Origin of the sequence: Tateyamaria pelophila (genome assembly GCF_019966495.1) — a bacterium.
GTDB classification, from domain to species: Bacteria; Pseudomonadota; Alphaproteobacteria; order Rhodobacterales; family Rhodobacteraceae; genus Tateyamaria; species Tateyamaria pelophila.
On sequence record NZ_JAIMIA010000066.1, the window covers coordinates 12,195 to 27,419 of the forward strand.

Annotated in this window: 13 protein-coding genes; 2 read left to right on the forward strand and 11 right to left on the reverse strand. The window is 57.3% G+C overall.

The features are described from left to right. The first annotated feature begins 429 nt into the window (after positions 1-429). On the forward strand, positions 430-1,971 hold the full coding sequence (locus tag LC354_RS17815) for a helicase HerA-like domain-containing protein (RefSeq protein WP_223426388.1): 1,542 nt from the start codon (positions 430-432) through the stop codon (positions 1,969-1,971). Positions 1,972-2,027: 56 nt separating this feature from the next. On the opposite strand, the gene LC354_RS17820 is transcribed toward LC354_RS17815, so the two are convergent. From LC354_RS17820 to LC354_RS17850, 7 genes are all read right to left on the reverse strand, one after another. After that, complete coding sequence (locus tag LC354_RS17820; RefSeq protein WP_223426389.1) at positions 2,028-2,711, reverse strand: DUF2306 domain-containing protein; 684 nt, start codon at positions 2,709-2,711, stop codon at positions 2,028-2,030. Position 2,712: 1 nt separating this feature from the next. Then, entirely contained in the window at positions 2,713-4,017 is a 1,305-nt protein-coding gene (locus LC354_RS17825) for a branched-chain amino acid ABC transporter permease (protein ID WP_223426391.1), read from the reverse strand. After that, on the reverse strand, positions 4,014-5,024 hold the full coding sequence (locus LC354_RS17830) for a branched-chain amino acid ABC transporter permease (RefSeq protein WP_223426393.1): 1,011 nt from the start codon (positions 5,022-5,024) through the stop codon (positions 4,014-4,016). The genes LC354_RS17825 and LC354_RS17830 overlap by 4 nt, the downstream gene beginning before the upstream one ends. Further along, complete coding sequence (locus LC354_RS17835) at positions 5,012-5,287, reverse strand: hypothetical protein (RefSeq protein WP_223426395.1); 276 nt, start codon at positions 5,285-5,287, stop codon at positions 5,012-5,014. The genes LC354_RS17830 and LC354_RS17835 overlap by 13 nt, the downstream gene beginning before the upstream one ends. Before the next feature lie 4 nt (positions 5,288-5,291). Then, positions 5,292-6,116 carry an ABC transporter ATP-binding protein gene (locus LC354_RS17840; protein WP_223426396.1) on the reverse strand — a complete coding sequence of 275 codons (825 nt, stop codon included), beginning with the start codon at positions 6,114-6,116 and terminating at the stop codon, positions 5,292-5,294. A 102-nt stretch (positions 6,117-6,218) separates the two neighbouring features. Next, positions 6,219-7,001: an ABC transporter ATP-binding protein gene (locus LC354_RS17845; protein WP_223426397.1), complete on the reverse strand. Its 783-nt coding sequence runs from the start codon at positions 6,999-7,001 to the stop codon at positions 6,219-6,221. 87 nt (positions 7,002-7,088) lie between these two features. Continuing rightward, the gene (locus LC354_RS17850) at positions 7,089-8,282 is read right to left on the reverse strand and encodes an ABC transporter substrate-binding protein (protein ID WP_223426398.1); all 1,194 of its coding nucleotides are present in this window, start codon (positions 8,280-8,282) and stop codon (positions 7,089-7,091) included. A 154-nt stretch (positions 8,283-8,436) separates the two neighbouring features. Here LC354_RS17850 and LC354_RS17855 point away from each other — a divergent pair, with 154 nt between their 5' ends. Then, entirely contained in the window at positions 8,437-9,525 is a 1,089-nt protein-coding gene (locus LC354_RS17855) for a PQQ-dependent sugar dehydrogenase (protein WP_223426400.1), read from the forward strand. Between the two features lie 92 nt (positions 9,526-9,617). Here the strand turns inward: LC354_RS17855 and LC354_RS17860 are convergent, their stop codons facing one another. The 4 genes from LC354_RS17860 to LC354_RS17875 form a co-directional block, all read right to left on the reverse strand. After that, positions 9,618-12,602, reverse strand: a complete 2,985-nt coding sequence (locus LC354_RS17860; RefSeq protein ID WP_223426402.1) for a hypothetical protein — start codon at positions 12,600-12,602, stop codon at positions 9,618-9,620. Positions 12,603-12,838: 236 nt separating this feature from the next. Then, positions 12,839-14,284 carry a PucC family protein gene (locus tag LC354_RS17865; RefSeq protein WP_223426404.1) on the reverse strand — a complete coding sequence of 482 codons (1,446 nt, stop codon included), beginning with the start codon at positions 14,282-14,284 and terminating at the stop codon, positions 12,839-12,841. Positions 14,285-14,390: 106 nt separating this feature from the next. Further along, positions 14,391-14,747, reverse strand: a complete 357-nt coding sequence (locus LC354_RS17870; protein ID WP_223426406.1) for a light-harvesting protein — start codon at positions 14,745-14,747, stop codon at positions 14,391-14,393. A gap of 12 nt (positions 14,748-14,759) precedes the next feature. Continuing rightward, positions 14,760-14,915 (reverse strand): light-harvesting protein, encoded by a 156-nt coding sequence (locus LC354_RS17875; protein WP_223426407.1) that lies wholly within the window; start codon positions 14,913-14,915, stop codon positions 14,760-14,762. Positions 14,916-15,225: the final 310 nt, after the last annotated feature.

Below are 15,225 nucleotides of genomic sequence, written 5' to 3' on the forward strand. Positions count from 1 at the left end.
GTTTCCGGTTTTTGTTGCGTTTGTCTGTTGATTAACATGCCATTTCTATGGTGTCAGCGCGAAAGCGTAAAGTTTTCGATACCGCGAAAGACCCTTACAGAAAGCATTGCCCGTGACGCAAAAAAGGAGGCCCCAAAGCCTCCTTTTCCACTCTTCTTTTTTCTCCCCGTCGGACTGAGCCGACTTATGTCGCGAACGGTACGTAAGCGAACCCTGTCGGTCAACAGCTAATTTCGATCCCGCAAGCTGCAATCAGCAAGAAAGCTCTTTTTGGCAAAAAAAGGCCGCGCACAAGGCGCGGCCAGTCTGACAGGGAGGAAGAGTTCCGCGCCACGAGGACATGTAGGCGGGAACGAAAAATACTATCGCATTCAAAGGTTAACTTTGTATGGTCCGCACGACAGGGCAAATGGACAAAAGGTTAATGGTATGAGCACGGAAATTTTCGTAGGCGGCGGCGGTGAAAACTATGGCGTAGCTCAGGGCCTGACTTTGAAATATGCAAACCGGCATGGATTGATTGCGGGCGCTACGGGCACCGGCAAAACTGTTACCCTGCAGATCCTCGCGGAAGGGTTTTCCAATGCGGGCGTGCCGGTGTTTTTGTCGGACGTGAAAGGAGATCTGTCGGGCCTGGCCAAGTCCGGCACCGCTGATCACAAATTGCACACTGCATTCACGGAACGTGCCAGCACGATCGGCTTTGCCGATTTCAGCTATCATGCCTGTCCGGTCACGTTCTGGGATTTGTTTGGGGAACAGGGCCATCCTGTGCGAACAACCGTGTCCGAGATGGGACCCTTGCTGTTGTCCAGTCTGCTGGAACTTTCCGAGGCTCAGGAAGGCATTCTGAACATCGCCTTTCGACTTGCCGATGAGGAAGGATTGCCGCTGCTCGACCTCAAGGATCTGCAAGCATTGCTGGTCTGGATCGGAGAGAACAGCAAATCGCTGAGCTTGCGCTATGGCAATGTCTCGACCCAATCGGTGGGCGCGATCCAGCGTCGGCTGCTGGTACTCGAAAACCAGGGCGGTGCGCGGCTTTTCGGAGAACCGGCTCTGGAACTGGCTGACCTGATGCGCACGAATACAGATGGCAGGGGCATGATCAACATTCTCGCATCCGACAAGCTGATGGCCGCGCCCGGGCTTTATGCGACGTTCCTCTTGTGGCTGCTGAGCGAGCTTTTTGAAGAATTGCCGGAAGTGGGCGATCCGGACAAACCCAAGCTCGTATTTTTCTTTGATGAGGCGCATCTGCTTTTCGATGATGCTCCGAAAGCTCTGGTAGACAAGGTCGAACAGGTGGCGCGCCTGATCCGCTCCAAAGGGGTCGGGGTCTATTTCATCACCCAGAACCCGGCTGATGTGCCCGAAGATATTCTGGGCCAGCTTGGCAACCGTTTCCAGCATGCGCTCCGGGCCTTTACAGCGAAGGACCGCAAACAATTGCGGATGGCTGCGGAAACGTACCGCGAAAACCCGCGATTTTCGACTGAAGAAGCCATTCGAGAGGTCGGGGTCGGGGAGGCTGTGACATCCATGCTGATGAAAAAGGGGGTGCCGGGGGTCGTCGAACGGACACTGATACGCCCACCATCAACGCAACTGGGTCCTTTGTCCGAAAAGGACCGCAAAGCGGTGATGGTTTCCAGCGAAATGGCGGGCAAATACGATGAGACTTTGGATCGCAATTCCGCCTTCGAAATCCTCAAGACGCGCGCGGAAAAGGCGGCTATGGACGCTGCCGTCGCCGAGGAAGAAGCCGACGAGATGGAACCTGCCTTGCGTGAATTCAACGCCGGTCGTCGCTATTCCGGATCGCGGGTGACACGGTCAACCTCGAAACGCACGCGGGCCAGTGACAGTTTTGGAGATGCCATGACCAAGATGGTCATGAAAGAACTGACCGGGACGACCGGACGCCGCATGGTGCGCGGCATCCTCGGTGGGCTTTTCAAAGGCCGCTAGGCGAGACGTTTTCCGACACGGAAAACGGCCGGAAACCGTGTCGGTTTCCGGTTCCGCTACATAACCTGACGGTTCATGTGACGGCGCAATATCCACTCCAAAAGTAAAAGATACGGCAGATAGAACGCAAACATTTGAATGATATCAAAAGGCCCACTGAAGTCCGCAGAAGCGCCAACACCGCAAAGCTCTGGCGCGATACCGCAGGTCGCCCCGTACCACAGACCATAGTGCACGCGGTAAATCCAGGATCCGAGCGCCACAAGGATGAGCCTCAGACCCCACCGTCTGTGTCGGGCGTAGTCACCTGCCATTGCATAGCGGGGCGTTTGAATTGCGCACAGTATCATCAGGATGCCATAAAGACCAAAACCCACGTTCATGATCGGGCCGCCAATCGTGCCGCGCAGAAGTATGTACCCCAAACCGCCGAGGCCTGTCATCAGAGCGGACAGGGCCAACACGCGACCAGACAGGCGATGCACGATTGGCCAGCGGCGCCGAACAAATCCGGCCGATTGCACCACCGCCAACATCGTCACCACCCCGCCGAACACCATGTGGCCAAAAATGTACCCGTTGCTCAGCGCCGAACCGGCCAGTCGGCCTTGCGCTTCTGATGAACCAACGAGACCCAGGACACCCCGGCTCATGGAATGCCAGACAAAGCCCTGAACCGCGACGAACAATGCCACCAGCCCCAGCAATCCCAATGCGGCTGCGAACGTCACGCGCGGCATGCTACCGTTCCGGGATCAAACCGCGCGGGCTGAACCGCAACACGAGCAACAAGACCACGCCCATCGTCAGCAGACGCATATGGGCCGCCGATTCCATCAAATGATCTTTCAACCAATAGCCGTCTGCCATGCCGGAGGTGAAGAACTGCATCAAGCTCAGGCCAATCGGCTCGACCATTACCCACAGCCACCAGATCAGAAAACCGCCCAGAACGGCGCCCAGATTGTTGCCGGAACCGCCAACAATGACCATCACCCAGACAAGGAAGGTAAAGCGCAGCGGCTGGTATGTCCCGGGCGTCAGTTGTCCGTCCAGCGTTGTCATCATCGCGCCCGCAATGCCGCAAATGGCCGACCCCAGCACAAAGACCTGCAAATGGCGTGCCGTCACATCCTTGCCCATGGCCTCGGCCGCCACTTCGTTGTCCCGAATGGCACGCATCATGCGCCCCCATGGAGAATGCAGCGCCCGCTGGACCAGCACGAACAGCACCACCAGGACCACCGCAAACAAACCTGCGTAAATCAGCTTGACCCAAAGAGTCGACGCCGTGACCGGATCAAATCCCAAACGGGTCGCGCTCTCCACAAACCCTGCGTCATTTTGCAGGTCGATCTCGTAGGGGGCGGGGCGCGGCAGGCCGGACACGTTCTTGACCCCGCGCGCGAGCCAATCTTCATTCTTCATGACGGCAATGATGATCTCTGCGATACCCAATGTCGCGATGGCCAGATAATCCGAGCGCAATCCCAATGCCGTCTTCCCGATCAACCAAGCTGCGCCGGCCGCGAAAAGACCGCCAACAGGCCAGGCAATCAGAATCGGAAGGCCCAGCCCGCCAAGATACCCTTCAAGAGCGGGGTTTACCGCTTCAACGGCGCCAACGGCCGGGTCGAAAACCGACCTATAAACGAAAAAACCGATCACCAGAACGGCGATGACACCCACGGCACGCAGTTTACCGACCGGCAAACGCGCGTAGGCCAGAACGGCTGCGACGATCGTGGCCGCCCCCAGGATCAAAGCCAGCAGAATGCCAGTCCCGCCAGCGGCCCACGCCCCTGGAGTCGGTGGCATCGAAACCAGTACCGTCGCCAACCCGCCAAGGGCCACAAACCCCATGATCCCGACGTTGAACAGTCCCGCAAAGCCCCATTGCAGGTTCACGCCCAAGGCCATGATGGCTGATATCAGGCCGAAATTGAGAATGAACAAAGCCGAGTTCCAGCTGGAAAAAATTCCCGTCCCCAAAATCAGCAGGGCAACGAAACCGAAATACAGGATATTGCGCATGGTATCGGTCATACGGATTTCCCCGCGAAAAGGCCTGTCGGTTTGATCAACAGAACGATCAGCAAGATCACAAAGCTGACCGCGAATTTGTAGTCCGTCGACAACAGCTGGACGAGGCCGGAGGGCTCAAGACTTTCGGGCAGCAGATAGACGGCGACCTTTTTCCAAGCATAGGTGATCGTGACCTCGGAAAAGGCGATGGTGAACCCGCCCGCGATGGCACCCAAGGGGTTGCCCAGCCCGCCCACGATGGCAGCGGCAAAAATGGGCAGCAACAGCTGAAAATAGACGAAAGGCTTGAACGACTTATCAAGACCATAAAGCACACCAGCAATCGTCGCGAGGGCCGCCACGATCAGCCAGGTCACCATCACGACACGCTCCGGGTTGATCCCGGACAACAGGGCCAGATCCTCATTGTCCGAATAGGCCCGCATCGATTTGCCCGTGCGCGTCCGGTTCAGGAAATAGAACAGCAGCGCCACCACGATGACCGCCGTGACGACGGTGATACCTTGGGTCGTCTTGATCGCGAGGCCTTCGTCAAGGCCCGTCATCTCTTTGAATGTGCGCACCGATATGATGAACCGTTCGCCATCCGCGAACCGCTGATCGTCCACACCGATGATGAACCGCACCAGCCCGTTCATGATGAACATGACACCAAGCGACACGATGACAAAGATCACCGGCTTGGCCTTTTGTGCACGGTAGAATTTGTAGACGGCCCGATCGGTGAACAGAACCAGAAGCGCGCAGCCCGCGATGCCGAAAGGCAGGGCGAGAAGCGCCGTGGGCAATGGGCCGGCGCTGATCCTCATACTCTGAAACCACCATGTGAACAGGATGGTCACCATGGTGCCGAACGCCATCGTGTCACCATGGGCAAAGTTCGAAAAACGCAAAATGCCGTAGATGAGTGTCACCCCAAGTGCTCCGAGGGCGAGCTGGCTGCCGTAAGCAATGGCCGGAACCAGAACGAAGTTGGAGAGGGCCACGATGGCGTTCAGGAAATCCATATATTGGCCTCATCCGATTTGCGTTCGTTTAACCGAACAGAGCGAGAAATCTGAACCAAAACGCCCATAAGAACGCCAACGGCAATGATCATGATGCCTTGGTTGATAGCCTCACCCGAGTTTTCAACCCTGCCCAGAAGGTTCGCAATGGCCGCCGGGTCTCCGTCCAATATGATTGCGACGAAAACACCCACAACTACCCGTACAATGCCAACTACGAGCGTAAAGTATGCGATTAACCGCGCACATTTTTCAAAGAGCATTCAGTTACCCCCCCAAAAACGATTTGCGGACTTCGGGATCGGCCAGCAATTCCTTGCCCGTTCCCGTATAGGCATTGCGTCCCTGCACCAGAACATAGCCCTTGTCGGCGATCTCCAGCGCTTGCCGCGCATTCTGCTCCACCATCAGGATCGGAATGCCGGTGCGTGCCACTTCAATGATCCGGTCAAACAACTCGTCCATGACAATGGGCGACACGCCGGCCGTTGGCTCGTCCAGCATCAAGACTTTCGGCTGGGTCATCAGTGCGCGCCCTACGGCAACCTGCTGCCGCTGCCCGCCCGAGAGTTCGCCCGCGGGCTGGTTGCGCTTTTCCTTCAGGATCGGGAACAGATCATAGACCTGCGCCATGGTGCCACGAAAATCATCACGCCGGATAAAGGCGCCCATCTCCAGGTTTTCTTCAACCGTCATCGACGTAAAGATGTTCGAGGTCTGCGGGACAAACCCCATGCCTTTGGCCACCCGATCCTGCGGAGTCAGTTCCGTAATATCCTCCCCGTCCAGCCGGACCGAGCCTTGTCGGACATTGAGCATCCCGAATACGGCCTTCATGGCCGTGGACTTGCCCGCACCGTTCGGACCGACGATCACGGCAATCTCACCGGGATCCACCGCAATGGTACAATCGTGCAAAATGTCGGGGCCAGTCCCGTACCCCCCCGTCATGGTGTCACCAATCAAAAACGCGCTGGCGCTGCTCATGCTCTTCCCCGTACCCGGACGGCTTTCCAAAACGCCCACGCCACCTTGTTTTGTGATTGATGCATCCTTGTTGCCCCGGTCGTCCTTGTAGGGATTACCGCTCATTGCAATATCCCTTCTCTGTTCTCAAAAATCCCGGGGGAGTCCGCAGGACGGGGGCAGAGCCCCCAATTGGGAAGACGTTGGAGCCATCAGACCAAACCACCCTCATGCCCCAACCTTGTCTTTGTTTTTCAGGCCAGTGCCCAGATAGGCTTCGATGACCTGCTCGTTGGCCTTGATCTCGGTCAACGTGCCTTCGGCCAGCACTTTACCCTCGGCCATGCAAATGACGGGGTCGCAAATGCGACCGATGAAATCCATGTCATGTTCAATCACGACAAAGGTGTAGTTACGTTCCCTGTTCAATCGCAGGATCGCATCGCCGATGGTGTTGAGAAGCGTGCGGTTCACGCCGGCGCCCACCTCATCCAGAAAAACGATCTTGGCATCGACCATCATGGTTCGACCCAGTTCCAGCAGCTTTTTCTGCCCACCCGATATCTGGCCTGCCTTTTGGTCCGCCAAATGTTCAACGGTCAGAAATTCCAACACCTCATCCGCTTTCGCGGCAAGGGCGCGCTCCTGATCGGCGATGCGTTTGCGTCCAAACCACGTGTTCCACAGGGTCTCTCCAACCTGTGCGCCGGGCACCATCATCAGGTTTTCACGGCAACTCATCGATGAAAATTCGTGCGCGATCTGAAAAGTGCGCAGAAGACCTTTGTGAAACAAGGCGTGTGGCGGCAAGCCGGTTATGTCCTCGCCGTCCATGGTCACACGTCCCGAAGTTGGTTCAAGAACACCTGCAATCACATTGAAAAGAGTTGTTTTTCCCGCGCCATTGGGGCCAATCAATCCGGTGATGGAGCCGGGCGCAATCGACATGCGCGCACCATCCACGGCACGAAAGCCACCGAAATGCTTGTGAATGTCGTCGACGACGATCATGGTACCCCCGCGTCACATTGAATGCGATCTTCAAGATATTGAAACAGCCCGGAAAAAGTCCGGGCTGCTCTGTCTTTAAGTGCCGACTTAGCGGAACTGAACGGTTGTGATCTTGCCATCTTCGATGACGATCTGACGATAGTTGCCTGCCGACTCGCCTGGTCCGATCAGTTCAACAGCTGTCGCACCGACATAGTCGATCTCGCCGCCATCCTTGAGGATTTGCAGGCCTTTGCCCAACTCACCCGGAAAGATCTGTGTGCCGGGAGCGTTGGCCACATCCATAACCTTCAATTTGTAATCCGCGCTGTCTTTTGATCCCGCGGCTTGCATCGCCAGCATTAGCAAGGCTGCAGCATCGTAGGATTCCGGCGCAAATGAGGATGTGGCGTCGAACGCATCGCCAACCATGTCGACGAACAGCGCCGCACCTTCGCTGTCGGTGCCGGGAATCTGACCTGTCGATCCGTCGATCTCGTTGCCAAAGTTCTCTTCCAACCGGTTTCCGATCATGCCGTCCGGGAAGTGGAACGTGTCAAAGGCACCGGTATCAAGTGCGGCGCGCACGATGCCCGATCCACCCTGGTCCACATAACCGGCGACGACCAGACGCTCGCCGCCCGCCGACGCCAGTGCGCCGATTTCGGCGGAATAGTCGGCTTTGCCATCTTCGTGGGCTGCACTGATTGTGACCGTGCCGCCAGCCGCTTCAAACGCAGCTTGAAAGCTGTCTGCCAAGCCTTTGCCGTAGTCGTTGTTGGTATAGGTCAGGGCGACTTCCTTGATGCCTTCTTCCATCAATACCTGTGTCATAACCTCGCCTTGGCGGGCATCCGACGGTGCGGTACGGAAAAACAGGCCGTTGTCTTCGGCAACCGACAGGCCCGGCGAAGTGGCCGACGGCGATATCATGACGATCCCGTTTGCCAAGGCCACATTCGACAAGATCGCACCGGTCACGCCAGAGCAATCGGAGCCCATGATCCCGTCGATCTTGTCAGCGGTGATCAGCCGTTCTGCAGCTGCGACCGCAGCACCGGCATCCACACATGTGCCATCGGCACGAACAGGCGTCACCGTCGCACCATCCAAAAGCAGTCCCGACTCTGTCACTTCCTTCATGGCCAGTTCCGCGCCATCCGCCATCGTTGGCGTCAGCGATTCAATCGGACCTGTAAAGCCCAGTATGACGCCAAGTTTGACTTCGTTTGCATGGCTGTCCGCGTAGGCGGTTCCGGCAATCAGTGCAGTTGCGGCCGAAGCCATAAGCATTTTTTTCATTGTGGTTCTCCCAGTGGAATTTTTTCCTATTCAGAAGCCTATGCGCGGTATTTGCAAAAGAAAAGTGGAATAGTGATGATTTCCTCAGGGTCAAGTGACTGGACTGAAAGCACCGAGCACCTACATGTAAGATATGGTTATAATCGAGGTTTCCATGCGTCTTTCGGTTGTTCTTGCTCTTTGCGCGTTGCCTGTGGCGGCGCTCGCTCTCGACACGGATCGGGGGAGCGTGACTGTCACGGCTGTTGCAACGGGGCTTGATCAACCGTGGGGTGTTGCGCCGCTTCCAGACGGCGGAATGCTGGTGACGGAACGTGGTGGACGCCTGGTTTTGATCAAAGATGGCCGCTCCAACCGCGTGGTCGGTGTGCCAAGGGTCGCCGATAGTGGCCAGGGCGGTTTGCTCGATATCACGCTTGCGCAGGATTTTGCCCGGACACGGACGCTGTTCCTGACCTATTCAAAACAGCAGTCAGGTGGTGCAGGCACCGCATTGGCCGCCGCCGAATTGAGCGCAGATGGCCGTCGTCTGTCCAATCTTCGCGATTTGTTTGTGGCCAGCCCCGGTGGCAATGGGGGTCGGCATTTTGGAAGTCGCGTCGTCGAAGCGCCCGATGGCACGCTTTTTGTGACGATCGGTGACAGGGGGGACCGCCCGTCTGCGCAAGACCGCGGGTTGCACAATGGCTCCATCGTGCGTGTCAGTCGCGATGGAACGGTGCCTGGCGACAATCCGTTTGTTGGCCAACCCGGCGTCCGGCCCGAGATCTGGTCCTATGGACACCGCAATCCACAAGGGGCGGGTCTGGATGGGCGCGGCACGCTCTGGACAGCCGAACACGGCGCACGCGGCGGCGATGAGGTTAATCAGATCAAGAAGGGTGCGAATTACGGCTGGCCCGTGATTTCCTATGGCGTGCATTACTCTGGTGGTGAGATCGGCGAAGGCACGTCCAAATCCGGTATGGAACAGCCCGCCCACTATTGGGATCCGTCAATCGCGCCCTCGGGTCTGTTGATTTATCAGGGTGACATGTTTCCCGAATGGCGCGGCGACATGTTCGTCGGATCCTTGAAATTCGACTATATTTCGCGGCTGGAGGTGTCTGGTGCGCAGGCCCGCGAAGTGGAACAGATCCGCGGGCCACAGACCGAACGAGTCCGTGACATTGTGGAAGACGCAGATGGCAGCATCCTCTTCATCTCGGTGGGCGAAGGTGCCATCTATCGCATAACGCGTTAGAGAATTTTGGGCTTGCCAGACTGACGGCGCTCAGGAAATGACCTCAGACACGGAGTTGCAATCCCGGCCCGGTCACTAGGCCGGGAGTCGGTTTAGCGCAACGCAGCAGACGCCGATCCTGTCGCGAGTTTCCAATCCTCTATGAGCGTTCCTTCGGTCTCCAATCGGCTGGCAAGATAATAAAGCCTCTGCGTCGCGGGGCCATCGGGTGCCGTTTCAAACCGTTGCTTCAAAAAGTAGGGCGGCGTGGCCTGAGAGTAGAGTGTTGCCGTCACGGTCACTTGGGTCGGGTCGACATCGGCGGGCAGGGTGATCCGGTATTCCAGCTGGTCGCTGCCGGGAATGAAATCGGGGTCGCTTGCGGCGTTCCCTTCGGGCATCGTGGCCTTCATAAAGGCGCTGGTGACTTCACTGTCGCCGAACTTTGCCTTGAACGCGTCCGTGCCCGGAACCCGCGTGCCATGCGGCGTCAGGCGGTTATCCTTGGGATGATAGACCCGGTGCACGAAGCTGGTGGTGAACACACGCTCGGCATTCTGGGTCAACTCCTCATAGATTTGCACCTGCGACGGATCGGTAATGACGCTGTAATGCGGCTGGTAGAGCGCTTCATCCGCACCTTCGGGCACAACATCCAGAAATTCAGTCTGCAAGGGCACACCAAGGGCATCGACGATCACGCCGGCCGCATTTGTGCAACCTGAACACCACAGGGTCCGGCCATCCTTGCCCACAGCCTTCACCTCGAGAAACGCGCGGCGGAAGCCGACACCGGACGGCAAACGGTGCCCCGTCTTGTTGCGCACGCCCACCTGCGCCACCAGCCCGCCATATCCTTGCGACAGGTCCACTGTGACATCAGCGGTCTCGTGCTTGGCCTGCAGCTCGATCGTATCGAGCGCCAACTGCGCGCCATTGGTGGCATAGGTCATCGGATCGGTCCGGCTCATCCCCATCTCGGCGCTGAACTGACGGATCATCTCGATCATGAAGGCGTTGAGGCCCACGAAATTATGGCGCTTGTAGTCTTCGCGGAAGGGAACGTCGATTTCGGAGGTCGGCAACCGGTTTTCCACGTCCGACAGGTTGCTGTCCTGAATCGATGCGATCTGTGTGGTGATCCCTGAAATCGTTACATTGCCATCAGTGCTCTGGAAGGCGGACTTCATATGGCAGTCCTGGCAAGTTTGCGCCGTCCCTTCTTCGCTGTAGATGCTGTTGACCCATTCGATATAGGTCGCCTGCTCGACCGAATGCTGAAACTCGGTCAGCGCTTCGGGGAAGGTCACACCGTATTGATCCTTGAGGAAGACAGCGCCATTCAAGGCGGCGTCGTTGAACACTTTTTGATCAGCCTCCGTATAGCCTTCGAGGGGCTGGTCCAGTGGAGCATCGACATTCGGCAGGTTGATGGTATGGCATGCGCCGCAAAGCTCGGCGTCCTTGATGTAATCGTTTTGCACCGGCGTGATGCCCATCGCGTTCTGCATGGGACGCACACGAACGTCCGCGTATGGGCCGTTCAACTCATCGGCCGCGTTCAGGCGGAATACGCCCGTGGTGCCGTTCATCAGATAGGTGTCGAGTGTGTTGTAATCGGGTTGACCTGCAGCCTGCTGCGGTGGTGCGATGTGGTGGCATACGGCACAAGAAATCCCTTCGCGCGCGAGGTTGCCGTATTCGTGGTAATCATAGGTTCCATCCGCTTCCTGTTTCGCGAGCTCGTCTTCCGTTAACGGATCATGCAACAGCGTGTAGGCCACTTTGAAGTTGTTCGGGTCCAATCCGGCATCCGGATTGGCATGGGCGTCAATCTCGAGTTGACGTTGCCCCATGGCGCCATGGCACGACAGGCATGTCGTTCCGAGGTTCGCGCTCAGATCACCGGAGCCCGCCGCTTCAAGCAGGGCAAATTCGCTTTCCAGCTGCGCATAGAAAATCGGATCACGCCCGGCGAGGCCCATGGGCGACCAGCGCCATTCGCCATATTCCGAGATGTTGTAGCCGTCGCCATAATTGGGCCCGGTTTGCAGGAACATCGTGGTGCCCGAGGGCGGGCCGCCAAGGCCACCATGGCAGCCGATACAATTGTCCGATGTCAGAAAATGCTGGGTGTCATCGGGGCGGGCAGGGACGTGATCCAGCCATTCGCTGGGCAGTGTCTGCACGTCACCGGGGCGCACAAAGATGCCATCGGTGGGCGGGAACATGGCGGCGAAGGTCTCGTTGATCTGCGTGGGCGAGGCTGACGCCATGGCGTTGGAGGCGTCCAATGCGGTGTCATTGTGGAAATAATCCTTGATCAAGGCGGCTTCGCTTTCGCCCATGGCCGGGCGCTGCACGGCGGGCAGATTCATCGGGCCGGGCGGAAACGTATCAAGGTCGCGCCAGCTTTCATCGACGCGGAAGATCAGTGGCTCACCGGGATAGCCTTCGATGTTGTCGAGGCTGGAAAAGATCAGCTCTGCGTCCGAGGATGCGTGGCAACGCATGCACATACCGTCACCGGCCAGCCCGGTGGCCGGTGAAAACGGTGCATCGAAAGTGTCGATTTCAGCCGATTGCGCGACCGAGGCAAAGAACCACCCGCCGTGAGAGATCGCGCTGTCCTTGACCATCACGGTCCAGTTGAGGCCACCCTCCTTGCGCAAATAATCAAGCATCAACTCTTCGACCGTGGTCGGGTCGTCGGGATGCATATAGGTCAGCATTTCGCGATATTCGTTGTAGTGCGCGGAGGGCGGCGTGGCCATTTCCTTGACCGCCATCGCCCCGTCGGGAATGACGCCTTTGCGCCCGCCTTCAAGCCAGGTGATCACCTCGGGCGAGTAATAAATCCGCACCGCAGGGTGGGTGCCGTAATTTGTACCCAGAATGAACGGCCCCGTATCGCGCCAGCTTTTGTCGCGGGTCCAGCCTTCCTTGGCGAACACGCGGTCCGCGACAAAGGGATAAAGTTGTTTTTGATAGTCCAGCAGCGGCATCGCCGAAGGCAGCGGCAATGTGACATTCTGCGCGTGCAACGCTCCGGTGCTCAGTAAGACTGCACTCAGCAGCCCGGCCCAAAAACGCGACATGGCAATCTCCTCAAATATCAGACAACGATGCACGTATCAGTTGTTTCAATCAAGGTTCTTGAAGGCCCCGTCCGTGCTTAAAGTCATAAAATTGTTCTGATTTTGATAAGATATGCTGCGGTCCATCGCGTATTTAGGCGCGCCGAGGTATGCAGGTCGCACATGGATCCAATCGCATTTATTGTATAATTTACACATGACCCGTGGCGATGGGCCATCCGCGCGGATGACAGTGTTCAGGATGCCTCAATCGGGCTTTGCTCCGGGTCGTTGGATGTGGAATTTGATGTTACAACAGGATCGGATTTCGTCTTGTACGTGTATAGCGCGACAATAACCGCGAGCGTCAGAAACGCGATTTCGATCATGAACACAGCAAGGTATGGCGTCGATGCGGACATTTCGGATTGCCCGGAATATCCAACGATAATGTCGCGCACGATACCGGCCAGCGCCACACCGATCCCGGCGCAGGTCGCTTGCACGGCCCCCCATGTTCCCAGGGCAAGTCCGATCTGTTCCTTGGGCGCGGCCCGCATTGAGGCCGTAAGGGTCGCATGGCCGAAAAGCCCGGCGCCGAGACCCGTAGCGAACGTGCCCGACAGGAAGGCAGGAATGCCAAATCCCAAGGACGCCGCGATGATCAGCGCAAAGCCGGGTATGCCGATCGCGGCCCCGATCCATGTCAGTTTTTGCGCGGAGCCTCCTTTGGTCAGAACACTGGACGCAATGCCAAACCCGATCAACGTGCCCAGCGCCAGCAGGGCCGTCAGTTTGGTGGTCTGCGCCACAGTCAAGCCAAGAGCCTGTCCGCCGTAAGGCTCCAACAATACATCCGCCATTCCGTAGCCAAATGTGCCGAGACCGATGATGATCATCAGGCGCATCATGCCGGGGCGGGCGATCAGGTCTTTCCACGCCAGTTTGAAGGCGACGGGTGTGGCGGTGCGCATCTGTTGCGCACGGGTCCGGTCGCGGGCTTCCTGTTTCCACATCGCGATCAGGTTGAACGCTGCTGTCACCACGGCCGTGCCCTGAATGACCTGAATCAGCCGTCCGGGTGAATAGTCTTCAAGCAAAGCACCATAGATCAACGCACTGACCACCATACCGACCAACAGCATGACATACATCAGCCCGACAACTTTTGGCTGGTCTTCTTGCTTGACCAGATCCGTCGCAAGCGCGAGGCCCACGGTCTGCACCATATGCACGCCGGCGCCGACCAGCAGGAAGGCAAGCGCCGCGGCGGAATGACCTATCCACAAGGGTGTGTCGTAGGATTCGCCATAGCCGGACAGCACCAGCAAAGCGAATGGCATCACGGCAAAGCCTCCGAATTGATACAGCGTGCCTTTCCAGATGTAGGGCACACGGCGCAGCCCCAGGGCAGAGACATGGGTGTCTGATTTGTAGCCAATCAGTGTCCGGAACGGCGCAAAGACAAGGGGCAGGGCGAGCATGCCCGCAACAATGGTCGCTGGAACGGACAGTTCGACGATCATCACGCGGTTCAGCGTGCCCACCAACAGCACCAGCGCCATACCGACGGAGATTTGGAAAAGGGATAGGCGGAGCAGCCGAGACAGGGGAACGTCTTCAGAGGCGATATCCGCGAAGGGCAGGTATTTCGGCCTAATCGTCGTCAGTTTGCGTATTGCAATGTTTCGATAGTCAAACATCGATCAAACTCGTTTCGTCAATGGACCGCGTCTGCCTTGCCGGATCAAGGATCGCAGACAGAACAATATCGAGGGCCCGTCCGGCAAACCGTGACGGGCCCACGCATTATTTTGTGACGACATCCGGAGACGGAAGCGCCGCAGAAGCCAGAACATCGTTCGGTTTCAACACTGCCCGTGCTGTCGTGCCGTCTGGGAGAATCACAGTGATCTCCTGGCCGCCATTCAGCGATGGGCTGACATAGGACGCTTTTGCAGTGTCCATATCGGTGCTGCGCAGAACGTCCGCTGACGCAGATTCTGCACCACTGCCCAGGTCATTGCCGGACAGATAGTCCGAAACCCAGGTGGTGTTGCTCAGAACGGCGACATGCACCGCGAAAGAACCAACAGCAACAGCGCCAAGGAAAAGCGGCACACCAACTGTTGGCGATACCACAAGCCACATTTTTGCATTATTCATGTGTTTTCTCCGTTATCCGAGCCAAGGCGTCGAAAACGCGACGAGAATGTGTGCAAGCAAAGAAATGGCGCCGAATACACGCGTGCCATCGATCAGATAGCTGTGCACCTCTTCCGCTTCTTGCAACGTCAAACCAGTCGGCCAGACTTTGTCAGGATCATCAGACATATACGGTCTCCTCTTAAAAGGTCTTAAGGTGTGCTGCCAAAAACGCCCAGAATAGACGGTCAACGCACGCCATGGTCCGGTTGCATCACCGCTTGGACACACCCGTGGTCCAAGATTGTCTATTTTTTCTGACATAATCAAGTGTACATTTTGATTGACACTTAATTGCTTACCCAATGAACCAAGGATATTATACGAAATTCCTGCACGCCTCACCCAACTCGACGGGTCTTGGCGGTACTGTAACCTGACGTCTGGAAATTTAGTTGGAGATTGCGCTGAGAGCCCCTGCCGAGGCGTGCCCCGGCAG